Below are 24,376 nucleotides of genomic sequence, written 5' to 3' on the forward strand. Positions count from 1 at the left end.
GGTCGAGCCGTAGTCGGCTCGGTGCTCAGCGACCATCCGAAGCGCCCGATCCTTCAGGGCCGGGTCCACCTTCTTGGGCATGTGCTCATCCTCCTTGACTCACAAGGAAGCGGCATCAAACCCGTGACGGTTCAGCCTTAGCCGCTTTGCGAGGTTGTGTGTCGAGGTCGCTCCGCCGCGGCGGGGATCGTGATGGTCGTAGGGCTCGATGTGGTCGAGGTCGAGCCGTCGCCCGGGGCGGGTGCAGAAGGGCGCCACACAGGTGGTGTCGCGCAGCACCAGGCCCTCGCGATGCAGGTGGGTGGCCTCGTAGGCATCGACGTGGCGCGCGGCGCCGATGTCGAGCACGGGACGGAGCAGGACGGTGGTGCCGGCTGTCGCGCACCACCGGCGGATCTGCTCGACGTGATCGCGGTGCGGGTGTCCTCGCAGCGCCCGACGCCGACGCCGGTGGCGACCGCCTGCTCGGCCAGGTTGGACGTAGAGGGTCAGCTCGCGCCGGCGGCGCCGCCCGCGACTGGTCGGGGGCGGGGTGATCTCGCCGGTCTCGGGGTCGACGGTCGGGAACTCCAGGGCGAGCTGCTTGCCGCCCAGCTCGCCCAGCGCCATCGAGCGGCGCACGTCCAGCGACTCCTCGAAGCCGGCGGCCCGCTGGCGGCGGCCTCGTCGCTCAGGCACACGGTGCGCTCGACGATGGTCCGTGCCCGCCACACCGCGACCTCGCCGGCGACCACGCGCGCTCACAGCCGGGGAGCCGGGTCGCGCACTCGAGTGCGTGGACGAGGTAGGTCGTCGCGGAGTGCTGGGTGCGTGAGGTGGCGCAGGCGAACTCCGGGATCGCCGAGGAGTCGATCCACGTCGAGGCCGGCTCGTCCTCCGGCGCGGGCACTGACCGCCCGGTCCAGGACGCCGGCGGGTGCGTGGCCGCCTACTCCGCCGCATCGACGAACAGCGCTCGCTCGGCCTCGGTCGCCGCGACCCTCAGGTGGCTCCGAGCGCGCGCACCGCCTTGATCGTGTCGGCCTCCTCGGCGCTCTTGTCCTCCCGGTAACGCACCACTCGCGCGAACCGTAGGGCGACGCCGCCGGGGTAGCGGGTGGAGCGCTGGACGCCGTCGACGGCGATCTCGACCACCTGCTCGGGGCGCACGGTGACGGTCCAGCCGTCGTCGTCGAGGGCGAGCTCGCGGAACCGCTCGGTCTGCCAGGCGAGCGTGGCGTCGGTGAGCCCCTTGAAGGTCTTGCCGACCATGATCGGGGGACCGCCGTCGGGGTCGCGGGCGGCGAGGTGGAGGTTGGAGAGCCAGCCGCGACGCCGGCCCGAGCCGTGCTCGACGCCGATGACGACCAGGTCGAGGGTGTGCACCGGCTTGACCTTGATCCACGCCGCGCCGCGCCGGCCGGCCTCGTAGCCGGCGTCCGGCGCCTTGACGACGACGCCCTCGTGCCCGGCGGCGAGCACGGAGGCGGTGAACTCCTCGGCCTCGGCGGGGGAGTCGGTGAGCAGCGACCCGACCCGGTGGTCGGGGGACACCAGCTCCTCGAGCAGGGCGCGCCGCTGCGTGGTGGGGGCGTCGAGCAGGTCGCGGCCGTCGAGGTGGAGCAGGTCGAAGAAGAACGGCGTCACCCTGGCGGCGTCGTCGGCGTCGGCGGCCGCGGCGGAGGCGGTGCGCGACGAGGTCTCCTGGAAGGGCCGGGGGCGGCCGTCGGGCCCGCCGGTGAGGACCTCCCCGTCCAGGATCAGCCGCTGCGCGGGGAGGGCACGCACCACCTCGACCACCTCCGGCAGCCGGGCGGTGACGTCGTCGAGGCTGCGGGTGGCCAGCACCACCTCGTCGCCGTCGCGGTGGGCCTGGATGCGGATGCCGTCGAGCTTGGCCTCCACCACCCCGCGCCCGCCGAGCCCGGCCAGCGCCTCGGAGACACTCGGGGCGCTGGCGGCCAGCATCGGGGAGACGGGCCGCAGCACCTGTACCCCGACCTCCGCCAGGCCCGCAGCGCCCTGCTCGACCGCGAGCCGTGCGATCGCCGCCGTCGACCCGGCCAGCATCGCCGCGCGCCGCACGGCCGCTAGGGGGAGCGAGGTGACGGCGGCCAGCGCCTCCTGGGCGAGGGCGTCGGAAGCGCCCTGGCGCACGTTGCCGGTGAGCACCCGCCGCAGCCAGTCCTGCTCGGCGTCGGTGGCGGCCGAGAGGAGCGCGGCGAGTGCGGCGGTGCGGGCGCCGGCGGAGCCCGGGCCGGCGAAGGTACCCAGCCGCTCCAGGGTCGCGTCCACCGCGACGACCTCCAGCGTCGGCGCCGACGCCGGGGGCGGCAGGTCGGCCAGCGAGCGCCAGCCCACCCCGGTGCGGCGCTGCCGGATCGCACCCGCCAGGTAGGTCAGCACGATCTCGATCTCACCGGCGTCCGCGCGGGCGAGCAGCGCGGCCAGGTGGGCCGCCTTCTCCTTGCGCGAGCGCGTGGCGGCTACGGCGGCGGAGGTGGCGACGACGTCGGCGAGGAGCACCCCGCCAGCCTGCTACGCCCCGGTGGTCGGTGTCAGCACCCCGACGTCGTGCGGCCGGCCGAGCCCGGACAGCGCGGCGGTGACCGCGCCCTCCACGACCTGCGCGAACACGACGTCGAGGTGGGAGTCGGCCACGAAGGAGCCGGTGAAGTAGCCCGAGGCCTCCAGGGACACGAAGCCGTGGAGGGCGGCGAAGATCGCCATGCCGGTGGTGAGCACGTCCTCGTCGGCCAGGCCGGTGGAGCGCACCATCACCCCGACCGCCTCGATCACCTCGCCGGCCGCGGCGAAGAAGCCGTCGCGGTCCAGCGGGGTGCGGGTGAGGGCGGCGTAGCGCTGGGGGTAGGCGCGGGCGAACGCGCGCAGCTCGTGACTCAGCACCCGCAGGCCGTCGCCGCCGGTGCGTCCCATCGCCGCCCGCGACACCTGCCGGCCCAGCTGCGCCATCGCGCGGGACTGGATCTCCGAGCGCAGGTCGTCGAGGTTCGCCACGTGGTTGTAGAGCGAGGACACGCGGGTGTCGAGCTCGCCCGCGAGCACGGTCATCGTCAGCGCGTCGTAGCCGTCGCGGTCGACGATCGCCTCCGCGGTGAGCACGACCGTCTCGCGGTCCAGGCGCGTCCGCCTGCTCTCGCTCATGGGGTCCCTTCCCGAGTCCGTCGCGCCCGCCGCTCCCGGTGGGACGGCGCACGAAAGGATGTCATGAACCCGCGAACCGGTGTTGGCCGGTCACAAACCGGACTCATCTGCCGGACTCATCTGCCGGACTCACCAGCCGGGCGGCAGGGAGGTGAAGTCGGCCGGGCGACCCTCGGCGAAGGCCGTGAGCGCCTCGAGGTTGGCCGGGCCGCCCATCAGCTCGGCGAACGCCGCATTCTCGCGCGCACGCGCCTCCCGCACGGCGTCGCGGTGGGGGGCGGTCATCGTGCGCTTGACCGCGATGAGGGAGGAGATCGGCCGCGCGGCCAGCACGGCGGCGTGCCGGTGCGCCTCGGCGAGCAGGTCGTCGGGCTCGCACAGCCGCCAGACCAGACCCATCCGGTGCGCCTCGGTCGCGCTGATCCACTCCGAGGACAGCAGCACCCAGGCCGCCTCCTGGCGGCCGAGCAGTTGCGGGAACAGCAGCGACGACGCCGCCTCGGGGGCCACGCCGAGGCTGGTGAAGGGGCACTTGAACCGCGCCTGGGTGGAGGCGAAGGAGAGGTCGGCGAAACCCAGGATCGTCGTGCCGATGCCGAGCCCGAGGCCGTTCACCGCGACCACCAGCGGCTTCGGGAACTCCACGAGCGCATCGATCAGGCCCAGGAAGCCGTGCGTGCCGCGCTCGAACGTGGGATCGGTGGCCAGCCGGTGCATCTCCAACAGGTCGGTGCCGGCGCTGAACCCGCGCCCGGCGCCGGTGAGCAGGACCACCGCCACGGCGGGATCCTCCGCGGCGGCCAGCAGCGCCTCGGCGGTGGCGTCGTAGAGCGCCTCGTTGAAGGCGTTGAGCGCCTCGGGCCGGTTGAGGGTGAGGGTGCGGACGCGGGCGTCGTCGCTCACGAGCAGGGGCGGCGGGGTCATGGCGCGACACTCTAGAACAGAAGTAGAACGTGTTCTAGAAGTACGATCGGCCGGGTGACGGCGCGGACCCGGGTGTGGCGACCCGACTGGCCCTGCCCGGTGTCCTCGGTGCTGCACCAGCAGCGCCACGGCGGCGCCGATCCGACCTTCAAGGTCGACCCCGGCGGCACGATCTGGAAGGGCCTGCGGACCCCGGAGGGCCCGGTCACGCTGGTCGTGGCCGCCCGCCCCGACCTCGGCGAGGTGGAGGGACGCGCCTGGGGGAGCGGCGCGGACTGGGCGCTCGAGCGGCTGCCCGCGCTGCTCGGCGCCGCCGACTCCTGGGAGGGCTTCGAGCCGCGGCACCCGCTGCTCGCCGAGCTGCGACGACGTCACCCCCACCACCGGCTTGGGCGCACCGAGGTCCTGCTCGACGCCCTCGTGCCGGCGATCGTGGAGCAGAAGGTCACCGGGCAGGAGGCCTTCGCCGGCTACCGGATGCTCGTGCACCGCTACGGCGAGCCGGCGCCCGGCCCCGGCGCCGACCGCGGCCTGCGCATCGCCCCCGACGCCGCGACCCTGCGCGCCGTGCCGTCCTGGGCGTGGTTGCAGATGCACGTCGATCCGGCCCGCTCGCGCACCATCGTGGCGATCGCCCGGGTGGCCGACGCCCTCGAACGCGCCGTGCCGCAGGGCGCGGTCGAGCGCGACCGCCGGCTCCGCGCGGTGCCGGGCATCGGGGTGTGGACCAGCGCCGAGGTGCGCGTGCGCGTGCTCGGTGACCCCGATGCGGTGTCCTTCGGCGACTACCACGTCGCCAAGGACGTGGGCTGGGCGCTCACGGGCACCCCGTTCGATGACGCGGCCCTCGCAGAGTTCCTCGAGCCCTACCGCCCGCAGCGCGGACGGGTCCCCGGCCTGATCGCGCTCGCGGGCCTGCACCGCCCCCGGCGCGGCGCCCGGATGTCCCCGCGCACGCACCTGCCCGCACGGGTCACGAGATGGTGACGGCGCTCACCATTTCGGGTGAAAGTGTGATACCTGTAACCGGCTGTTACAGATGAGCGCACCGGGCGCGACCCCCCCGTCTGTCCCAGCCCGAGTCGAAGGGCACCATCGGAATGCTCCAGCACCACCCCCGACGTCGCCCCACCCCGGAGGCCCTGCCCCTCGCGGAGCGCGCCGGATGAGCGTGGTCGTCTCCGCGGGACGGGCGACGAAGGCCACGGTCGGTTCCTTCGGCGGGCGCGTGCGCGCCGGCGTCGAGACCAGCGGCAAGCTCACCGTCCTCGGCATCGAGGCCAGCCGCGCCGCCGTCACCGACATCCTGGCCCGGCGCTTCTCCTGGTCGGAGTTCCTGCTCCAGGCCTGGTTCATGACCCGCGTCTCGCTGCTGCCCACGATCCTGGTCGCGATCCCGTTCGGCGTCATCACCTCGGTGCAGATCGGCGCCGTCGCCAGCCAGATCGGTGCGACGTCGTTCAGCGGCGCGGTCAACGGCATCGGCGTGCTGCGCCAGGGCGCCCCGCTGGTGACGTCGCTGATGATCGCCGGCGCCGTGGGGTCCGCGATCTGCTCCGACCTCGGCGCGCGGGCGGTGCGCGAGGAGATCGACGCCCTCAAGGTGATGGGCATCAACCCGGTGCAGCGCCTCGTCGCGCCCCGGATCGTGGCGGCGCTGGTGGTCTCGCTGCTGCTCACCGTGATCGTCGCGATGACCGCGATGGTCACCGCCTTCATCCTCAACGTCGGCAACGGCAGCATCTCCTCCGGTGCCTACCTCGACTCGTTCGTCAGCTTCAGCCAGCCCACGGACCTGTTCCTGGCCGAGTTCAAGGCACTGGTGTTCGGGTTCATCGCCACGATCGTGGCCTCCCACAAGGGCCTCTCGGCCTCCGGCGGACCCAAGGGGGTGGCCGACGCCGTGAACCAGTCGGTCGTGCTCAGCGTCATCCTGCTCGCCTTCGTCAACGTCGCCATCACGCAGGCCTACGTGATGCTCGTCCCGCAGAGCGTCGCCTGATGGCCGCCGTGGGAGGCACCACCGGTGCCGGCGGTCGCGGTCTGGGCGACGTGCTCGTCAAGGTGCTCGACGGCGTGCTGAACACGCTGGCGCAGCTGGGCAGCTTCGCCAGCTTCGCCGGCCGCGCGATCCGCGACATCCCGGCCATGGTCGTGCTCTACCCGGCGGAGATGCTGCGCCAGCTCAAGGACATCGCCTGGGGCAGCGGCGCTCTCATCGTGGGTGGCGGCACGATCGGGGTGATGATCCTGCTCTCGATCTCGGCCGGCACCTCGCTGGGCATCGAGGGCTTCAACGGTCTCGAGCTGGTGGGCCTCGCCCCGCTCACCGGGTTCATCTCCGCCAGTGCCAACACCCGCGAGCTGGCGCCGCTCATCGCCGCGCTGGCGCTGGCCGCGCAGGTCGGGTGCCGCTTCACCGCCCAGCTGGGGTCGATGAAGATCCACGAGGAGGTCGACGCGCTCGAGGTCATGGCGGTCAGCCCGATGCGCTACCTCGTCAGCACCCGCGTGATGGCCTGCATGATCGCCATCCTGCCGCTCTACTTCATCGGCCTGCTCGGCTCGTGGTTCGCCTCGCAGATCTCGGTGGTCGTGATCTTCGGTCAGAGCCCGGGCCAGTACTGGCACTACTTCTCGACGTTCCTGCAGCCCCGTGACGTGCTGTTCTCGATCATCAAGATCCTGGTCTTCGCCCTCGTGGTGACCCTCATCCACTGCTGGTACGGCTTCAAGGTGGGCGGCGGTCCGCAGGCGGTCGGCGAGGCGACGGGTGCGGCGATCCGCGCCAGCATCGTCGCCGTCGTCGTGCTCGACATGGTGCTCACCCTCGTGTTCTGGGGCGGCGACCCCGGCTTCCGGGTCTCGGGCTGAGAAGGGAAGACGCAGACATGGCCACCGTCCCTCGTCCCGGGCGCCGCGCGAGCGGCCCCTCCAAGCCGCGCCGCGAGCTGCGCCGCGCCGATCTCGCCCGCCGCGGCCTGGTCGTCGTGCTCGCCTCCACCCTGCTCCTCGGCCTGGCCTACGCCCGCACCAACGGCATCATCGGCGGCGCCCCGCGGGTCGTGGCCGAGGTCCGCAACGCCGGCGGCGCCCTGCGCCCCGGCTCCGACGTCAAGATCGCCGGCGTCATCGTCGGTCGGGTCACCGACATCACCCGCGCCGCCGACGGCAACGTCGCGGTGGAGATGGCCGTCCCTGAGGAGAACCTCGACCAGGTGCCCGCCAACGTCGTGGCCCGGATCCTGCCGGCCACGGTGTTCGGCACGACCTTCGTCGACCTCGTCGTCTACGGTCAGGCCTCCTCGCAGCGGCTCGCGGCCGACGCCGTCATCCCGCCCGACGAGCAGCAGGACACCCTGGAGCTGCAGCAGGCCCTGGACGACATCGACCGCCTGGTCACCGCCCTCGGCCCGGCCGAGCTGCAGTCGGCGATCAGCTCCGCGGCCACCGCGCTGCAGGGTCGCGGCGAGCAGATCGGCGAGCTCGTCGACGACGCCGACGCCTACCTCGCCAAGGTCACCCCCCTGCTGCCGCTCGTGCGCCGCGACCTGCGCAAGCTGGCCGACAACCTCGAGATCGTCGACCGGGTGGCCCCCGACCTGCTGCAGGCCACCTCCGACGGGCTGGTCACCCTCGACACGATCGTGACCCAGCGCTCGGCCATCACCGCGATCCTCACCGGCGGCACCACGCTGGCCGACGCGGCCCAGACCCTGTTCGGCGACATCACCCCCGACCTGGTGCGCACCCTGCGCGCCGGCGCCGTGGTGCTCGACGCCGTCTACGACAACCGTCGGGTCGGCATCACCGACGCGATCTCCACCAACATCGGCGTGGCGGGCGTGCTGCCCACGGTGATCAAGGAGGGCTTCGCGAAGATCGACGCCCGCCTGGTCACCACCCCGCCCGCCTTCTACACCGCCGCCGACCGCCCCCGCTACGGCCGGGCGATGCTGCGCGGCATGGTGTCGCCGACGCCGAAGGAGGCCGGACGATGACGGGCCTGCGCGGGATCGCGCTGCGCTTCGGCGCCTTCGCGCTGGTGAGCATCCTGCTGCTCGTGCTGCTGGTCAACACCATGACCAACGGCCTGGGCGAGGACTCCCGGCGCTTCACCGCCGAGTTCACCCAGGTCAGCGGTCTGCGGGTCGGCGACGACGTCAAGGTCGCCGGCGTGCGGGTGGGCCGGGTGTCCTCTATCGAGGTCACCGAGCGCGGCGCGCGGGTCGGGTTCGAGCTGGTGGACGAGCAGCCCCTGCTCGACAACACCCGCCTCGTGATGCGCTACCAGAACCTGGTGGGCCAGCGGTACCTCGCGCTGGTGCAGGGCGAGCAGCGCGGCGCCGAGCTCGAGGCCGGTGCCGACGTGCCGCTGGAGCGCACCGACCCCGGCTTCGACCTCACCTCGCTGCTCAACGGCTTCCGGCCGCTGTTCGAGGTGCTGCAGCCCGACGACGTCAACCGGTTGGCCACCTCGATCGTGCAGGTCCTCCAGGGCGAGGGCGGCACCGTGGAGGGGCTGCTCACCGAGACGACCAAGCTCACGAACTTCCTCGCCGACCGCGACGAGCTCTTCGACAGCGTCGCGACCAACCTCATCCCGGTGCTCGACAACCTCGCCGGGCAGGGGGACGAGCTGAAGAGCACCATCGTGAGCCTGCGGTCGCTGATGGAGGGCCTGGCCGACGACCGCCGCGCGATCGGCGACTCCATCGACGGCCTGAGCCGGCTGGTCGGCGCCACCTCGGGCTTCCTCGACGAGGCCCGCGACCCGGCGGTGGGCACGCTCACCGAGCTGCGGGGCGCGGCGGCGCTGCTGGCCGACTCCCGGCGCGACCTCGGCGACGCGATCGACTCCTTCGGCGTCTCCCTGGAGGCGCTCGGACGGGCGGGGTCCTACGAGAACGCCATCAACGTCTATCCCTGCTCGATCATCTTCGCCCTCGGCCCGGTGGTCTTCAACCCGGCCGGCAACAACGGACCCTGGTCGGAGGTGTGCCGCTGATGGCCCGCTCGGCATCCACTCGTACGCGTCGCCCGAGCCTCGCCGAGCGCGACCCGTTCCGGATCGGCCTGATCGCGATCGCGGTCGCGCTCGTGCTCGGGGGCGGCGTCGTGCTGCTCTCGGTGGCCCAGTTCGGCACCGCGTCCTACACCGCGGTGCTGCCCCACACGGCCGGGCTGCGTACCGGCGAGGACGTGCAGGTGCACGGCGTCCCGGTGGGCGAGGTCACCGACATCGAGCTCGGCGACACCGACGTGCTGGTCACCTTCACGGTCGAGGACGACATCGAGCTCGGCTCGCAGACCACCGCCTCGGTCAAGGTCGCCACCCTGCTCGGCACCCACTTCCTCGACGTCGCCCCCGCCGGCGACGGCACGCTGGCCGACGGCCGGATCCCGCTGGAGCGCACCTCGGTGCCCTCCAACCTGCAGGACGTGCTCGACGGCGGCACCCAGCGGCTCACCGAGCTCGACCCCGTGCTGCTGGCCCGGGCGCTGACCCAGGCCAGCCGCACCCTGTCGGCGTCCTCGGACGAGATCGGTCCGGCGCTGGAGGGGGTGGGCCGGCTCTCCGAGCTCGTGACCACCCGCGAGGGTCAGACCCGCGACCTGCTGCAGGCCGCCCGCTCGGTCTCCGACCAGCTCGACCGCAGCAGCGACGACCTCATCGGGTTGATGAAGGCCACCAACCTCGTGGTCGGCGAGGTCACCGCGCGGCGCGCGGCGATCGATCTGCTGCTCACCGAGACCAGCCGACTCTCGACCGCCCTGGCCGACATCGTGACCCGCTCCGACGACGCCGTCGGGCCGGCGTTCCGCGACCTCGACACCGCGCTGGCGTCGTTGAACCAGCAGAAGGACGCGCTCACGCGCACTCTGGAGATCATGGAGCCCGCGGTGCGCTACATCGCCAACGCGACCGGCAACGGCCCCTGGGCCGACCTGTACGTCAAGGATCCGGCCATCCCGGCCGACGACCTGCGCTGCCAGGCGGGGGGCTGCTGATGAGGCTCCGCCCGTCCCGTCCGCTGCTGTCCGCGCTGCTGCCCGGACTGGTCGTCGCCCTCGGCCTGGGCGCCTCCGGGTGCTCCGTGCTCCCCGGTGGTGAGGACACGATGACCGTCACCGTGCACTTCGCCGACACCGCCGGCCTGTTCGTCGGCAACGACGTCGGCATCCTCGGGGTGCCGGTCGGCACGATCCGCGACATCACGCCCGAGGGCGACCAGGTGGCGGTGACCCTCGAGATCGACGCCGACCGTGCGGTGCCCGCCGACGTCGGTGCGGTGGTGGTGGCACGCTCGGTGGCCACCGACCGCTACGTCGAGCTGACGCCCGTCTACCGCGACGGCCCCCGGCTGGCCGCCGGCGCCGACATCCCCGTGGAGCGCACCCGCACCCCGGTGGACTTCGACCAGGTGCTGGAGACCCTCAACACCTTCGCCACCGGCATCTCGGGCTCCCGCGACTCGGTGGAGGCGATCCGGCAGTTCATCGACGCCGGCGTGGGCGCCTTCGACGGCCGCGGCCAGCTGATCAACGACACCGTCTCCGGTCTCAGCGGCGCGGTGGGCAGCCTGTCGGCCGTGCGCGGCGACGCCGTGGCCACCCTCAAGGCGCTCGACCGACTCGTCGGACGCCTGGTCGTGGACCGCGACACGGTGGACACCTTCATCGGCCAGGTGGCCTCGGTGACCACCCAGCTGGACGAGCAGAAGACCGACTTCCGCCAGGCCCTGCGCGATCTCGACGACGCCGTGGCGGCGGTGGCCGACTTCGCCACCCGTCACCGTCCTGAGCTCACCGCGGCGCTGGGGGAGGGCGGCACCCTGCTGCGCACCCTGGACCGCAAGCAGCGCGAGCTGGCCCGGATCCTGGAGGTCATGCCCCTGGCGCTGCAGAACCTCGCCGCGGCCGAGGACGGCGGGCGCCTGCGGGTGCGCCTGCAGCCCACCGCGCTCTTCCCCGGAGGGGCGCAGCTGGACCAGCTGTGCGACCGGCTCCCGGGTTCGCTGTGCGACCTGCTCTCCGGCACCAGCCCGGGTGGCCCGACCCGCGGTCGCCCCGCCACCGGCACGACCGGCGGGGGTGCCTCGTGAGCCCCCGGCGCACCGCGGTCGGCGCGGCGCTGGGCCTGGTCCTGCTCGGGGCCACGGGGTGTTCCACCACCCTCGGTGACGTGCCGCTGCCCGGCACCGGCGTGGCCGGCGACACGATCGAAGTGCAGGCCGAGTTCGCCGAGGCCCTCAACCTCGCCCAGGGCGCCACGGTGAAGGTCAACGGCGTCGACAGCGGCAAGGTGCAGGGCGTCGGCGTCGCCGACTTCCGCGCCACCGCCGACATGCTGGTCTCCACCGACGCCCAGCTGCGCGAGGGCGCCACCGCACGGCTGCGCTACACCACGCCCCTGGGCGAGCTGTACGTCGACGTCACCAACCCCGCCGAGGGGCCGCTGCTCGACGACGGCGACCTGCTGACGCTGGCCGACACCTCCACCGCGCCCACGGTCGAGAACGCGCTCTCGCAGGCGTCGCTGCTCATCAACGGAGGGGGACTCACCGACCTGCAGACCATCACCGAGGAGCTCAACACCGCCCTCGGTGGCCGGGAGGGCAACGTGCGTGCGCTGCTCGAGCGGGCGCGCACCTTCCTCGCCGAGGCCAACGGCACCACCGCCGACCTCGACCGCACGCTGCGTGCCCTGGACTCGGTGGCGCAGACCCTGGCCGACCGGCAGGACGTCATCAACCGCGCGGTGCGCGAGATCCGCCCCGCGGCCGAGGTGCTGCGGGCCCGCACGCCCGACTTCACCGCGCTGCTGGAGCAGGTGCGGTCGTTCTCGGCGGTGGCCAACGACACCGTCGCGCGGACCCGCGACGACCTGCTCACCGTCCTGCGTGCCGCGCAGCCGGTGTTCGCGGAGTTCGCCGGCAACGAGCGGCGGTTCCCGGAGTCGCTGCGCGCCCTGGTGTCGCTGAGCCGGACGCTCAACGAGCTCGTGCCCAACGACTACCTCGCCATCGCCTTCACGCTGCGGCTGGAGCAGACCACGCCGCCGGACCTGCTCGACACCGTCTTCGGCGTGCTCGACGGCCTCGGGGGCGTGCTGGGGGGCGTGCTCGGGCGCCCCGACGCCGTGCCGCAGGAATTGGCGCCGCTCACCGCCCGCGGCCTCACCGGAGGTGCCCGATGAACCCGCTCGCCCGCCTGCGGGCCCTGTTCGCCTCCCGGCTCGCGGTCTCCGCGCTCGGGGTCGGGGTCGTGTTCGTGGTCACGCTCGCGACGCTGTTCACGATCGTCCTGGGTCGCCCGGTCACGCGCGCGCCGGTGGAGGTCACCGTCCAGCTGCGCGCGGCCGGTGGACTGTTCGAGGGGTCGGCGGTCACGTACCGCGGGGTCAAGATCGGCAAGGTCACCCGGATGGAGCTCACGAACTCCGGGGTGGAGGCCACGGTGGTGCTCACCTCCTCCGACCGCGTGCCGGCCGACTCGATCGCGAAGGTCCGCAGCCTCTCGCCGGTGGGGGAGCAGTACCTCGACTTCCAGCCGACCAGCGCCGCGGGGCCCTACCTCACCGACGGGTCCACCGTGGCGGCGGACTCCACCGACATCCCGCGCAGCCTGGCCTCCACCGTGGTGGCGATCAACGACGTGCTGCGCCAGATCGACGACCGCAAGCTGCGCACGCTGCTGGTCGAGCTGAGCACCGCGCTGCGGGGCACCGGTGACGACATCGGCGGGCTGATCGACGACACCCGCGCGCTGCTGGCCGAGCTCGACGGCGCCTACCCCGAGACCGAGCGGCTGCTGGAGAACGCCGACCGGTTGCTCGACGTGCTGCCGGCGCGGCGTTCGGACCTCGCGACCTTCGGTACCCGGGCCCGCAGCCTCGCGGGGTTCCTGCGCGCCTACGACCCCGAGCTGGAGACGATGATCGCGGCCGCTCCGGGACGCATCCAGCAGCTGCAGCGTCTGGTCGACGACGCCCAGCGGGTGCTGCCCGACTTCCTGTCCGCCGGGGTCAGCCTCACCGACATGATCGCTGCCCACGACCCGCACCTGCGGGCCCTGCTGCAGGCCTACGCGCCCGGGCTGGCCACGTTCCAGCGCGTGATCGGCAACGGGTCGGTGCGGCTCGACCTCATCATGGACCGCGACCCGCGGTGCCGGTACGCCACCTCGCGCCAGGATCCGCGTGACCCGACCCGGCGGCCCCTGCAGCGCGACGGCTCCTGCTCGGCGTCCTTCGCGACGCTGCAGCGCGGCGCCGCCCACGCCCCGGGACCCGTGCGATGACGGAGGTGGGCGGGATCACCGGCCCGCGTCGGCTCGTGCGGCTGCTGGCCGCGGCCCTGGTGCTGGCCCTCGCGGCCCTGGCGGTCGCCGTCGTCCTGCTCTTCACCGGTGACGACGACGGCCCGGCGCCGGCTCCGGCGGCGGCCTCGGGGGACCTGGTGGCCGCCGAGGCGGCGGCGGAGTCGGCCGCCCGGGAGGCGGTCACCTCGATGACGACCTACGACTACCGCTCCCTGGACCGCGACTTCGCCTGGGTGCAGGACGCCGGCACCGAGGCGTTCCAGCGCTACTTCGCCGAGTCCAGCGCGGACTCCCAGGCGGTCATCACGCGGCTGAGGGCGGTCGCCACCGGCGAGGTCGTCGACGCGGCCGCGACGGCCGCCGACGCCACCCACGTGAAGGTGCTGCTGTTCGTGGACCAGACCCTCGAGGTGCCCGGTCAGGAGGCCAAGGTGGACCAGCCGCGGCTGAGCGTGCAGATGGTCCTCCAGGACGGTCGGTGGCTCGTGGACCAGGTCGCGGTCAACGACCGGCTCACGTCGCCGTAAAGAAACCCGCAAGATCCCGACCAGCCGACCTCACGTCGACCTCGGTTTACCGAGTTGTGGATCGCGCGAGGGTGTTTCGTGGATGTCCCGCGCGTGCTGATCCCCGTAATCTTCTTCACGTCACGAGGTCGGGGGGCCGAGTGACATCCGGTCGGCCGCTGACTGAGGAGGCGGCGCCGGCCCTCTGAGTGCCCCGCCTCGCGGCTCCGTACGCGAGGCGGGGATTTCTCATTCCGGATCTGGTGCCGAGCCGCCCGCCCGGTCCCACGCCGCCTCCTGCGCGACCGGCACGAGCGCGATCGCGACCAGCGGGAACACCGCGGCGGCGGCGAAGGTCGCGCTGTAGCCGTACGCCGTCACCGCAGCCCCGCCGAGGGGCGGCACGAACGACGACGTCAGGTACTGCGCGGTGTTCTGGACGCCCAGGGCACGTCCCGACCAGTGCGGGCCGGCGCGCTCGGCCACGGCGGTGAACGCCAGGCCGTTGTCGGCCACCGTCACCGCGGTGGCCAGGACCATGAGCGGCACCGCGAGGGCCCACTCCGCCCCGGCGGTGAGGCCGAGGGCCGCCATCGTGAGCACGGCCGCGATGGCGACCCACTGCAGCGGCCGTGTGCGGGAGCCGACGACGTCGGACAGCTGGCCGGCGGCGATCCGTCCGAGGGCGCCCGCGATCTGCGCCGCTCCGACCAGGGCGCCGGCGGCCGCGGCCGACCACCCGCGGTCCTGCACCAGCCAGACCAGCGCGAAGGTCCACACGGTGAACTGCGGCACCACCAGCAGCACCGAGACCAGGTGGATCCGGGCCAGGAACCGGTCGTCGCGGTACGGGTTGTCGCCCCCGCCCGCCGGGCGCGGCGGGCGGGGCGGGTCGAGCACGACGGCCGCCACGACGCCGAGCGCGAGCGCCGAGGCCAGCGTCGGCACCAGCAGGGCCGCGGCGATGCCGTGCCGGTCGGCCACGGCGGCGATGCTCACGGCCGCGACGCCGACCCCCACGGGCTGGGCCATCTGCCGGATGCCCATGGCCAGGCCGCGCCGGTGCGGCGGGAACCAGCCCACGACGACGCGTCCGCTGGCCGAGCTGGTGCTGGCCGCGGCGGCGCCGCCGAGCAGGAGCGCGAGCGTCAGCGCCGACACGCTGCCGGTGCGGGCGGCGACCATGGCCACGCCGCCGGCCAGTGCGGTCGCGCCCAGGCCGCTGAGCAGCACCAGCCGTTCGCCGCGACGATCCGCGATCGCGCCCCACACCACCAACATCAGCATCACGCCCACCGTCGGGGCCGCGGCCACGACGCCGGCCTGCGCCAGCGAGAGGCCCTCGTCGCGCACCAGGGTGGGGATGAGGAAGGGACCGCCGTGCGCCATGACGGCGGAGGCCGCCTGGGCTGTGGTGCTCGCGGCCAGCATCGCCCAGCGACGGCGATCGCTCGGTGCCGCCTCGACCTCCGCTGCTCGCCCGACTGCCCGCCCCACGCCTCGATTCAACTCCGGTCGCCCGCGCGTGCCGGAGGGGCGCCAGCATGTGGTCCGACGTCGGCCTCGACCTGAACGATCGTTCAGGCGGCACCCCGTCCTGCCGCGGGATCAGGCGACCCGCATCTCGGACTTGCTCCGATCTTGTCGATCGGGCTCCGGTTCCGGCGGCCGTTTGCCGACACTGCAAGGACGGCGGCCACGGTGGCCCCGTCGAAAGGATCCCCCAAGATGCCTCCCCTGCTCCCTGCCGTCCTCGCGCGCGGCCTCCTCGTGCTCACCGTGGCGGCTGCGACGCTCGTGGGTCTGCGACCCGACGCCGCCTCCGCCGCCGGATCGACGCCGAGTGTCCCGGCCCTCACGCTGAGCGTCATCGCCAACACCGCAGGGGCGGCCGGCACGGCACCCGCGGACCCGGCCGCCGGCAACGCCGCCTCCGCGCGGTTCCCCGCGATCTTCTCCTCCGATCTCGCGGTCGACGCCACCGGGCGGATCTTCGTCGTGTCGGGCAACCGCCTCGTGCGGCTCGACCCCGCCGTCGGGGGCGGCTACACCGTGGTGCGGATCGCCGGAACCGGTGCGTCGACGACCTCTGCACCGGCCACGGGGGCGGTCGCGGCGACTGCGTCGTTCGGCCGACTCTCGGGCGTCACCATCGATCCGGCCGGCCGACCGGTCGTCAACGACCTCGATCTCCTGCGGGTCTACCGCATCGAGACCGACGGGACGCTGACCCGGATCGCGGGTGACGGGTCCTTCTACCTGGCGACTCAGACCGCGCCGCTGACGAGCGGTATCGGGTTCGTCTTCCAGCTCGCGTTCGATTCCGACGGCGACCTGTACCTGCGCACCGACTCCAGTCGGATCCTCCGCATCACCGACCCCGGCACTCCGCAGGCCGTGATGCAGCTGGTCGTCGGTGGTGGCACCGCGCTCCCGACGAGCACGCCGCAGCCGGCGACGTCGCTGAACCTTAGCTTCGACCGCTTCGTGGTGATGCCCGACGACTCTCTGCTCGTCCGGGAGTCTCCGGGTTCCCTGGGCTCGCCGCGGCAGGGCATCAATGCCCGGTTCGTCCGGATCGCCGACGGCATGGGGACGGTGTACGCGACCGGTGCCAGCTCGGGAGCGATCACCACGACACCGGCACCGGTGTCGATGGTGAACCTGTCCGGCCTCGGGAGCATGGTCGCCACGAGTTCCGGTGTCATCTACGCCACGCGGTTCTCCTCCAACGACGTCGTCGCGGTCACACCGCCTGCCACGCCCGACGGCGAACCCATGGTGCAGCGGGTCGCCGGCACCGGCACCGCCTCCGCGCTCGTGCCGGGACCGGCGCTGAGCAGCCCGATCACCCTTCCGAACCCGCTGGCGCTCGAGCCCGGCACCGGCGCATTGGTCCTCGCCTCGGTCCCCACGACGGGGAGCGGGTCGAGCGAGGTCCAGACCCCGCAGATCGTGCGACTCACGCCGCCGCCGGCACCGAACCCCCCGTCGGCGCCGACGGCGGTGGCGGGGTACGAGTCGGCGTCGGTGACCGTGGTGCCGGCCGGGTCCGGCAACGTGGCGGACTCGTTCACGGTGACGGCGTCGCCGGGTGGTGCGACGTGCACGATCGATGCTGCTGACGACCCGCTGTCGTGCACGGTGACGGGGTTGACGGCGGGCACGTCCTACACGTTCACCGCGACCGCGTCGGCCGGTACGGCGGTCTCGACGGCGTCGCCGGCCTCGAACGCGGTGGTGCCGTTGGCGCGGACCGCGGTCACGATCACCGCCGACGACGCGACGAAGGTGTACGGCGAGGTCGACCCGGCGTTCACCTATCGGGTGTCGGGTCTGGAGCCCGGTGACGCGCTCACGACGACGCCGACCTGCACGCGGGCTGCGGGTGAGGGCGTGGGTTCTCGGGCGATCACGTGCGCCGACGCCGCAGCGGCGGAGAAGTACGCGATCAGCTACGTGGCGGGGTCGTTGTCGATCACGGCGCGGCCGATCACGGTGACCCCGACGGGTCAGTCGCGGGTGTTCCGCGACGCGTTGCCGAGCACGTACCCGTTCACGGTGACCTCGGGGTCGCTGGTGGGCCAGGACGAGGTGACCGGGACGTGCGGGGTGCAGGGCACGCCGTCGGCGGTGGGGTCGTACCCGATCACCTGCACCCTGTCGGCGGGCTCGAACTACACCCTGACCGTGGGTGCGGCGGACCTGGTGATCACCAAGAAGCCCGGCGCGGTGGTGCCGAACGACGTGTCGATCACGTTCGGCGAATCGGCGCCGACCTTCACCTACTCGGTGACCGGGATCGCCGACGACGACGTGCTGGACACCGCGCCGATGTGCGGTGTGGGCCAGGAGGCGACCGACGCCGGGACCTACACGATCAGCTGTGCCGGGGGTGCCGACTCCCGGTTCGAACTGGACCAGACCGCGACGGCCACGCTCACGGTGGCGCCGGCCCCGGCGACGGTGACGCCAACCGATGCCAGCCGGGTGTACGGGTCCCCCGACCCGGAGTTCACGGCGACGGTGTCCTCCACGGTGGGCACTCCGGTGTTCACCGAGCAGCCGGTGTGCGCACCCCAGGATCCCAGCGCGTCCGCAGGCTCCTACGTGCTGGTGTGCACGGGCGGCTCGGCCGGGCCGAACTACGCGCTGTCCTACGTCGAGGGCAGCTTCGAGATCACCCCGGCGCCGCTGACCCTCCGCGCCGACGACAAGTCGCGGGTCACAGGCGCGCCGAACCCGACGCTGACCTACCGCGTCGAGGGTCTGGTCGAGGGGGACGACGCCGCGGAGGTCATCGAGGGCGAGCCCGCGCTGACCACGGTGGCGACGCCGGCCTCGCCGGCGGGGGAGTACCCGATCGAGTTCACCGCCGATTTGGTCGCCGGCGTGCAGGCGTCCCCGGACTACGAGGTGCAGTACGTGTCCGGGACGCTCACGGTCACCGAGGCCGACACCGACGGCGACGGTCTGAGTGACGCCCGTGAGGAGCAGCTGGGCACCGACCCGCGTCGTCGTGACACCGACCGTGACGGGCTGTCCGACGGGGTGGAGGTGCGCGGGATCATGATCTCGGCGCGGGTCTACACCGGGACTGGTGCGGACGAGGCGGGTCGGGTGATCGGGCTGGTGCGCACGAACCCGTTGCGCAAGGACACCGACCGCGACGGTCTGAGTGACCGTCGTGAGGTGCGGGGCACGAACGTGAAGCAGGTGGTGCAGGCCAAGGGTGGCCGGTACACGATCGGGCTGCGGGTCACGAACCCGGTGAAGGCCGACACCGATGGTGACGGACTGTCGGACAAGCAGGAGGTCACCGGGTCAGCGAACAAGAAGTTCGACCGGGCCAGGACCGACCCGAACCGTGCCGACACCGACAAGTCGGGCATGAAGGACGGCACGGAGATCGAGCGGGGCTTCAACCCCGTCACCCTCTGACCCGAGACCGGTCCCACCACGGCGCCCCGTCCGCAGTCCAGCGGGCGGGGCGCCGTCGTGCGCGGCGGCCGGGATGGCTGAGCGCTTGTTTAGCGGCCACGGCGTGGTGGTGCGGGTCGGCGTGGGATCGCGGGCGGTAGATGCTCCGATCGTCGCCGTTCGGCTTGGGAGGCCGGTGGCGGTCGAGGACAGTGACGGGGCGCGTGGTCGGACCGCGGCGCGCTCTGACGAAAGGTTCCCCCATGTCTGTCCAGTCCTGTCATGCCCTACCGGCACGACCCGCAGCCAGGCGTCGCCGCGCTGTCGGGCGGCGTGCCTCGTTGGTCGCGCTGCTCACGGCTTCGGACCTGATCGGTCCGCGCCCGGGTGCCGCGGTCGCGGCGACCGCGCCGTCGGTCCCGGTGTTCGACCTGTCGGTGATCGCGAACACGGCCGGTGCGGCCGGGAGTGCGCCGGCCGACCCTGCGGCGGGGCCGGCGGCGGCCGCGGCGCTGGCGGGGAACAGCAACGACGTCGCGGTCGGGTCCGGTGGTGTGGTGTACGTCGCCAACGGCAACCGGGTCGTGCGGCTGGACCCCCAGGCTGACGGGTCCTACGACCTGGTCCGGCTGGTCGGGACGGGTGCGGCCGACACCAAGGTGGTGCCGGAGACCGGTGCGGTGGCGGCCACCACCGGCTTCGGGGCCGTCTCGCACGTCGCGGTCGCGCCTGACGGCCGGCTCTACTTCGTCAGCGTGATCACCGACCGGGTCACTGCCTACAGCGTCTTCCGGCTCGAGACCGACGGCACCGTCACCAGGGTCTGGGTCTTCAGCGTCGTGGGCGCGGAGATCTTCGACATCGCCGTCGCGCCCAGCGGGGCCCTCTTCATGCTCAGGGCGAACGGGACGAGCCGCTTCGACGCCCCCGTCACCGCCAGCGACACCCCCGTGCTGGTGCAGAGCACGGCCGGCACGTCGCCGGTGACCGCGACCCCGCAGCCGGCGGACGCCACTGCCTTCGAGCCGCGGGCGATCGCGGTGGTGGACGACGACACCTTCTATCTCGGTGGCGGCGAGCCGTCATCGATCGGATTCGCGGGTGTGGTCGAGGTCGACGCCGACCAGATCGCGACCTACGCCGGCGGGGGCCAGTTCAACGGCCTCAACCCCGGCCTGACTCCGGTCTCCGGCACGAGCGGCTGGTTCGAGGCGACCGCACTCGCGCTCACTGGTGACGGGGTGCTCTACACCGTCCGTGCCTCCAGGCGCGACGTGTTGGCGATCACGCCGCCCGCCCAGGAAGGCGGCACGACGATGATCCAGCGGGTGGCCGGTACCGGTGACGCCGGGGTGGCTGCGCCCGGGCCGGCGCTCTCGAGCCCGGTGACGTCGCCAGGCTCGGTCGCCGCGGACGCCGCCACCGGTGCCCTGCTGATCGGTGCGGTTCCCGCGACGGGCGACGCGACGACGGTCACCTACACGCCGCAGGTGCTGCGGCTGGTCCCCCGGTTGCCGGCGGTGCCGGGGAAGCCGGGTGCGGTGGCGGGGTTGGGCTCGGCGTCGGTGACGGTCACGCCCGGCGCTGGCGGGTTGGAGGTGGAGTCGTTCACGGTGACGGCGTCGCCGGGCGGGGCGACGTGCACGATCGAGGCCACCGCGGACCCGTTGTCGTGCACGGTGACGGGTCTGACGGCGGGGACTGGCTACACGTTCACCGCGACGGCGACGGGGGGCGGTGCGACGTCGTTGACGTCGGTGGCGTCGGACCCGGTGACCCCGCTGGCGCGGACGGCGGTGACGATCACTGCGGAGGCGGTGACCAAGGTGTACGGCGAGCCCGACCCGGTGCTGTCCTACCAGGTGTCGGGCCTGGCCTCGGGGGACGCGCTCACGACGTTGCCGACGTGTACCCGGGCGGCGGGCGAGGACGTCGGTGAGCGGGTGGTGACCTGTGAGGGTGCGCAGGCCGCGGAGAAGTACGTGATCTCCTACGTGCCGGGGACCCTCGAGATCACGCCGGCGTTGTTGACCCTGAGCGCCGATGACCAGACTCGGCTGGTGGGTGCGCCGAACCCGGCGCTGACCTACACGCTCAACGGTCTGGTGGACGGCGAGACCGTGGAGGAGGTGCTGGGGGTCGAGCCGCAGCTGGAGACCTCGGCCACGGCGGCGTCGCCGGTGGGGGAGTACCCGATCGAGTTCACCTTCGAGTCCCGTGCTGTGGAGCCGCGCAACTATGTGGTCGAATTCGAGCCGGGCACGTTGACGGTGACCTCGGCCGACACCGACGGCGACGGTCTGAGTGACGCCCGTGAGGAGCAGCTGGGGACGGACCCGCGTCGTGCCGACACCGATCGTGACGGCCTGTCGGACGGGGTGGAGGTGCGCGGCATCCGGATCTCGGCGCGGGTGTACACCGGGACTGGTGCGGACGAGGCGGGTCGGGTGATCGGTCTGGTGCGGACGAACCCGTTGCGCAAGGACACCGACCGCGACGGTCTGAGTGACCGGCGTGAGGTGCGGGGCACGAACGTGAAGCAGGTGGTGCTCGCGAAGGGTGGTCGGTACACGATCGGGCTGCGGGTCACGAACCCGGCTCGAGCTGACACCGATGGTGACGGGCTGAGTGACAAGCAGGAGGTCACCGGCTCGGCGAACACCAAGTTCGACCGGGCCAGGACCGACCCGAACCGTGCCGACACCGACAAGTCGGGCATGAAGGACGGCACCGAGATCGAGCGGGGATTCAACCCCGTGACCCTCTGACCCGAGTGTGACCACGACGCCCCGTCCGCGGCTGCGGGCGGGGCGTCGTGTCCGTGGGGGGCTGAACAGTCCGTCAGTCGGGTTGCGCCGCGGGAGCGGGAGTGGTGCAGGAGCGTGATGGAAGTTCCGCCCGTCGGGGCTCGATCGGGGCTCGATCGGTGGGACTGGCGGTGGGGGGCGCACACACTGGTCGCTGCGCCGTGTGGGCGCGTCGTCGCCTTGGAAAGGTCGTTGCATGTCGTCCCCCTTGTCTGTTCGTCCTCCTGCGGTGACGCGGCGTCGGCGGGTGCCGTCGCTCGTCGCGGCCGGGCTGCTGGGTCTCACCAGCGCGATCGCGGTGTTCGGCCCGGTCCAGCCCGCCAGCGCTGAGACCACCGGCGCTGAGACCACCAGTGCGCCGACGGTCCCGACCTTCGGGGTCTCGGTCATTGTTAACGCGGCAGGCGGCGCCGGTACCACCCCGACCGACCCGGCCGCAGGACCCGCCGCGGCCGCCAAGCTCGCCGGGGACATCAACGACGTTGCCGTCGGCGCCGGTGGTGTGGTCTATGTGGCCAACGGCAAGCGGATCGTGCGGTTGGACCCCCAGACCGACGGGTCCTACGACCTGGTGCGGCTGGTGGGTACCGGAGTGGGCGCGAGCGGGGAGGGTCCGACCACCGGAGCCGACGCCGCGACCTCCGCGTTCGGTGCCATCACCCAGGTCGCGGTCGCACCTGATGGCCGCCTCTACTTCATCGGCACGGCCACCGACAGCGTGAACAGCCTTTCTCTGTTCAAGGTGTTCCGGCTCGAGACCAACGGGACCGTCACCCAGTTCCTGTCCACCACCGGCCCACTTACCGACCTCGCGGTGTCACCGGACGGATCGCTCTACGTCGCGGCACGACTCAGCCTGATGCGGTTCGACGCGCCGGTGACCGCCGGCGACACACCCACCGAGCTGGCCGCCAAAAATGCGCCATCCATCGTGACGGCCACCCCGCAGCCGCTCGCATCGGTGTCCCTCGCTGTCTCCGGGATCGCTGTCGAGGACGCCGACACGTACTACCTCGCCGGCGAGAGTGGCCCCGCTGGCAAGTTTACGGGTGTGATGAAGGTCGATCAGGGCCAGGTGTCGATCTACGCCGGCTCCAGTGACGACAACACCGATCTGAGCGTGGGATCGACCCCCGTGGACGGGACGAGCGGCAAGTTCCTGGCCGGCTCGTTGGCCAGGACGTCGGACGGTGTGCTCTACGGCACGCGACGGTTCAGCCATGACGTCCTCGCGATCACCCCGCCCGCGACTCCGGGGGCCCCACCGATGGTGCAGCGGGTCGCCGGCACCGGCGGAACCGGACTCCCCACGGCTGGGCCGGCATTGTCGAGCCCGGTGACCGAACCGGTCTCGGTGGCGGTCGAGCCCGCCACGGGCGCCCTGATCCTCGGCACGGTCCCGTCGTCGGGAGGCGGCTCAGCGACCACGTACACCCCGCAGGTCCTGGCACTGACGGTCCTGGCTCCGGACGCGCCCGGCAAGCCGGTCGCGGTGGCGGGGTACGGGTCGGCGTCGGTGACGGTGACCCCCGCAGCGACCGGTCTGGAGGCCGACTCGTTCACGGTGACCGCTTCACCCGGTGGCGCCTCGTGCACGATCCAGGCCACCGACGACCCGCTCTCGTGCGAGGTCACCGGACTCACCGCAGGCACCTCCTACACCTACACCGCGACCGCGAACGCCGACACCACCGCCTCCGACGCCTCACCGGCCTCGGAGGCCGTGATCCCGCTCGCGACCACCGAGGTCACCATCACCGGCAACGCCGTGACCAAGGTGTACGGCCAGCCCGACCCGACCTTCGGGTACACGGTCTCAGGGCTCGCCACCGGTGACACCCTGACCACGCTGCCCACCTGCGGGGTCGAGGGTGTGCACGTGCAGGTGGATCTCTACGACGTGGTGTGTTCGGGTGCGGTGGCGCCGGGTCCGGAGGGCAAGTACGACCTGGTGTACGTTCTGGGCAGCCTGGAGGTCACCCCGGCGCCGTTGACGGTGAGTGCGGAGGATGTGTCGCGTCCGGTCGGTCAGGTGAACCCGCCGCTGACCTACTCGGTCGACGGTCTGGTCGAGGGGGACGACCTGGAGGACGTGCTCGATGTCGAGCCGCAGCTGGAGACCACCGCGACCCAGCTGTCGCCGGCGGGGGAGTACCCGATCGTGTTCACCGCTGCGTCGCAGGATGTGGATCCGCGCAACTACGAGGTGACCTTCGAGGCGGGCACGCTCTCGGTGGTCCCGATCGTGACCGACACCGACCGTGACGGCCTGACCGACGCCCAGGAGCAGGAACTCGGTACCGATCCCCGTCGTGCCGACACCGATCGTGACGGCCTCTCGGACGGGGTGGAGGTGCGCGGCATCCGGATCTCCGCGCGCGTCTACACCGGCACCGGTGCGGACGAGGCCGGTCGGGTGATCGGTCTGGTGCGCACGAACCCGTTGCGCAAGGACACCGACCGCGACGGCCTGAGCGACCGGCGTGAGGTGCGGGGCACCAACGTGAAGCAGGTCGTGCAGGCCAAGGGTGGTCGGTACACGATCGGGCTGCGGGTCACGAACCCGGCCAAGGCCGACACCGACGGTGACGGCCTGTCGGACAAGCAGGAGGTCACCGGCTCGGCCAACACCAAGTTCGACCGGGCCAGGACCGACCCGAACCGTGCCGACACCGACAAGTCGGGGATGAAGGACGGGCGGGAGATCGAGCGGGGCTTCAACCCCGTCACCCTCTGACTCAGGCCTGACCC

At 72.6% G+C, this 24,376-nt stretch carries 18 protein-coding genes; 13 read left to right on the plus strand and 5 right to left on the minus strand.

What is annotated here, in order from left to right:
* Positions 1-99 precede the first annotated feature (99 nt).
* The 4 genes from ACERUJ_RS01985 to ACERUJ_RS02000 form a co-directional block, all read right to left on the minus strand.
* On the minus strand, positions 100-678 hold the full coding sequence (locus ACERUJ_RS01985; protein WP_370246759.1) for a hypothetical protein: 579 nt from the start codon (positions 676-678) through the stop codon (positions 100-102).
* A gap of 303 nt (positions 679-981) precedes the next feature.
* On the minus strand, positions 982-2,505 hold the full coding sequence (locus tag ACERUJ_RS01990) for an ATP-dependent DNA ligase (protein WP_370246760.1): 1,524 nt from the start codon (positions 2,503-2,505) through the stop codon (positions 982-984).
* 12 nt (positions 2,506-2,517) lie between these two features.
* Complete coding sequence (locus tag ACERUJ_RS01995) at positions 2,518-3,144, minus strand: TetR/AcrR family transcriptional regulator (RefSeq protein ID WP_370246761.1); 627 nt, start codon at positions 3,142-3,144, stop codon at positions 2,518-2,520.
* A gap of 129 nt (positions 3,145-3,273) precedes the next feature.
* A complete protein-coding gene (locus tag ACERUJ_RS02000) occupies positions 3,274-4,068 on the minus strand; it encodes an enoyl-CoA hydratase/isomerase family protein (RefSeq protein ID WP_370246762.1) in 795 nt (264 codons plus the stop codon).
* A gap of 54 nt (positions 4,069-4,122) precedes the next feature.
* Between ACERUJ_RS02000 and ACERUJ_RS02005 the strand changes: the two genes are divergently transcribed.
* From ACERUJ_RS02005 to ACERUJ_RS02050, 10 genes are all read left to right on the plus strand, one after another.
* Positions 4,123-5,055, plus strand: coding sequence for a DNA-3-methyladenine glycosylase (locus ACERUJ_RS02005; RefSeq protein ID WP_370246763.1), 933 nt, complete (start codon positions 4,123-4,125; stop codon positions 5,053-5,055).
* Positions 5,056-5,233: 178 nt separating this feature from the next.
* Positions 5,234-6,070, plus strand: a complete 837-nt coding sequence (locus ACERUJ_RS02010) for an MlaE family ABC transporter permease (protein WP_370246764.1) — start codon at positions 5,234-5,236, stop codon at positions 6,068-6,070.
* A complete protein-coding gene (locus ACERUJ_RS02015; protein ID WP_370246765.1) occupies positions 6,070-6,942 on the plus strand; it encodes an MlaE family ABC transporter permease in 873 nt (290 codons plus the stop codon). Before ACERUJ_RS02010 ends, ACERUJ_RS02015 begins: the two co-directional genes overlap by 1 nt.
* A gap of 17 nt (positions 6,943-6,959) precedes the next feature.
* Entirely contained in the window at positions 6,960-8,069 is a 1,110-nt protein-coding gene (locus tag ACERUJ_RS02020) for an MCE family protein (RefSeq protein ID WP_370246766.1), read from the plus strand.
* Positions 8,066-9,076 carry an MCE family protein gene (locus ACERUJ_RS02025; protein WP_370246767.1) on the plus strand — a complete coding sequence of 337 codons (1,011 nt, stop codon included), beginning with the start codon at positions 8,066-8,068 and terminating at the stop codon, positions 9,074-9,076. Before ACERUJ_RS02020 ends, ACERUJ_RS02025 begins: the two co-directional genes overlap by 4 nt.
* Entirely contained in the window at positions 9,076-10,080 is a 1,005-nt protein-coding gene (locus tag ACERUJ_RS02030; RefSeq protein WP_370246768.1) for an MCE family protein, read from the plus strand. The genes ACERUJ_RS02025 and ACERUJ_RS02030 overlap by 1 nt, the downstream gene beginning before the upstream one ends.
* Positions 10,080-11,174 carry an MCE family protein gene (locus ACERUJ_RS02035; protein ID WP_370246769.1) on the plus strand — a complete coding sequence of 365 codons (1,095 nt, stop codon included), beginning with the start codon at positions 10,080-10,082 and terminating at the stop codon, positions 11,172-11,174. Before ACERUJ_RS02030 ends, ACERUJ_RS02035 begins: the two co-directional genes overlap by 1 nt.
* The gene (locus ACERUJ_RS02040; protein WP_370246770.1) at positions 11,171-12,268 is read left to right on the plus strand and encodes an MCE family protein; all 1,098 of its coding nucleotides are present in this window, start codon (positions 11,171-11,173) and stop codon (positions 12,266-12,268) included. Before ACERUJ_RS02035 ends, ACERUJ_RS02040 begins: the two co-directional genes overlap by 4 nt.
* On the plus strand, positions 12,265-13,371 hold the full coding sequence (locus ACERUJ_RS02045; protein ID WP_370246771.1) for an MCE family protein: 1,107 nt from the start codon (positions 12,265-12,267) through the stop codon (positions 13,369-13,371). Before ACERUJ_RS02040 ends, ACERUJ_RS02045 begins: the two co-directional genes overlap by 4 nt.
* A complete protein-coding gene (locus ACERUJ_RS02050; protein ID WP_370246772.1) occupies positions 13,368-13,919 on the plus strand; it encodes a hypothetical protein in 552 nt (183 codons plus the stop codon). The genes ACERUJ_RS02045 and ACERUJ_RS02050 overlap by 4 nt, the downstream gene beginning before the upstream one ends.
* A 228-nt stretch (positions 13,920-14,147) precedes the next feature.
* On the opposite strand, the gene ACERUJ_RS02055 is transcribed toward ACERUJ_RS02050, so the two are convergent.
* Positions 14,148-15,395 carry an MFS transporter gene (locus ACERUJ_RS02055; protein ID WP_370246773.1) on the minus strand — a complete coding sequence of 416 codons (1,248 nt, stop codon included), beginning with the start codon at positions 15,393-15,395 and terminating at the stop codon, positions 14,148-14,150.
* A 231-nt stretch (positions 15,396-15,626) separates the two neighbouring features.
* Between ACERUJ_RS02055 and ACERUJ_RS02060 the strand changes: the two genes are divergently transcribed.
* The 3 genes from ACERUJ_RS02060 to ACERUJ_RS02070 all read left to right on the plus strand — a co-directional run bounded on the left by ACERUJ_RS02060 (position 15,627) and on the right by ACERUJ_RS02070 (position 24,362).
* The gene (locus tag ACERUJ_RS02060; RefSeq protein ID WP_370246774.1) at positions 15,627-18,839 is read left to right on the plus strand and encodes an MBG domain-containing protein; all 3,213 of its coding nucleotides are present in this window, start codon (positions 15,627-15,629) and stop codon (positions 18,837-18,839) included.
* Between the two features lie 416 nt (positions 18,840-19,255).
* Positions 19,256-21,586, plus strand: a complete 2,331-nt coding sequence (locus tag ACERUJ_RS02065; protein WP_370246775.1) for an MBG domain-containing protein — start codon at positions 19,256-19,258, stop codon at positions 21,584-21,586.
* Positions 21,587-21,872: 286 nt separating this feature from the next.
* Positions 21,873-24,362 (plus strand): MBG domain-containing protein, encoded by a 2,490-nt coding sequence (locus ACERUJ_RS02070; protein WP_370246776.1) that lies wholly within the window; start codon positions 21,873-21,875, stop codon positions 24,360-24,362.
* Positions 24,363-24,376: the final 14 nt, after the last annotated feature.

Origin of the sequence: Nocardioides sp. (genome assembly GCF_964228225.1) — a bacterium.
In the GTDB taxonomy this organism is placed as follows: Bacteria; Actinomycetota; Actinomycetes; order Propionibacteriales; family Nocardioidaceae; genus Nocardioides.

What these genes read in the sequence shown, in the direction of transcription:
- ACERUJ_RS02045 (WP_370246771.1), top strand. Translation starts at nt 12,265, where the DNA reads ATGAACCCGCTCGCCCGCCTGCGGGCCCTGTTCGCCTCCCGGCTCGCG.
- ACERUJ_RS02015 (WP_370246765.1), top strand. Translation starts at nt 6,070, where the DNA reads ATGGCCGCCGTGGGAGGCACCACCGGTGCCGGCGGTCGCGGTCTGGGC.
- ACERUJ_RS01995 (WP_370246761.1), bottom strand. Translation starts at nt 3,144, where the DNA reads ATGAGCGAGAGCAGGCGGACGCGCCTGGACCGCGAGACGGTCGTGCTC.
- ACERUJ_RS02000 (WP_370246762.1), bottom strand. Translation starts at nt 4,068, where the DNA reads ATGACCCCGCCGCCCCTGCTCGTGAGCGACGACGCCCGCGTCCGCACC.
- ACERUJ_RS02020 (WP_370246766.1), top strand. Translation starts at nt 6,960, where the DNA reads ATGGCCACCGTCCCTCGTCCCGGGCGCCGCGCGAGCGGCCCCTCCAAG.
- ACERUJ_RS02035 (WP_370246769.1), top strand. Translation starts at nt 10,080, where the DNA reads ATGAGGCTCCGCCCGTCCCGTCCGCTGCTGTCCGCGCTGCTGCCCGGA.
- ACERUJ_RS02060 (WP_370246774.1), top strand. Translation starts at nt 15,627, where the DNA reads ATGCCTCCCCTGCTCCCTGCCGTCCTCGCGCGCGGCCTCCTCGTGCTC.
- ACERUJ_RS02025 (WP_370246767.1), top strand. Translation starts at nt 8,066, where the DNA reads ATGACGGGCCTGCGCGGGATCGCGCTGCGCTTCGGCGCCTTCGCGCTG.
- ACERUJ_RS02030 (WP_370246768.1), top strand. Translation starts at nt 9,076, where the DNA reads ATGGCCCGCTCGGCATCCACTCGTACGCGTCGCCCGAGCCTCGCCGAG.
- ACERUJ_RS02050 (WP_370246772.1), top strand. Translation starts at nt 13,368, where the DNA reads ATGACGGAGGTGGGCGGGATCACCGGCCCGCGTCGGCTCGTGCGGCTG.
- ACERUJ_RS02010 (WP_370246764.1), top strand. Translation starts at nt 5,234, where the DNA reads ATGAGCGTGGTCGTCTCCGCGGGACGGGCGACGAAGGCCACGGTCGGT.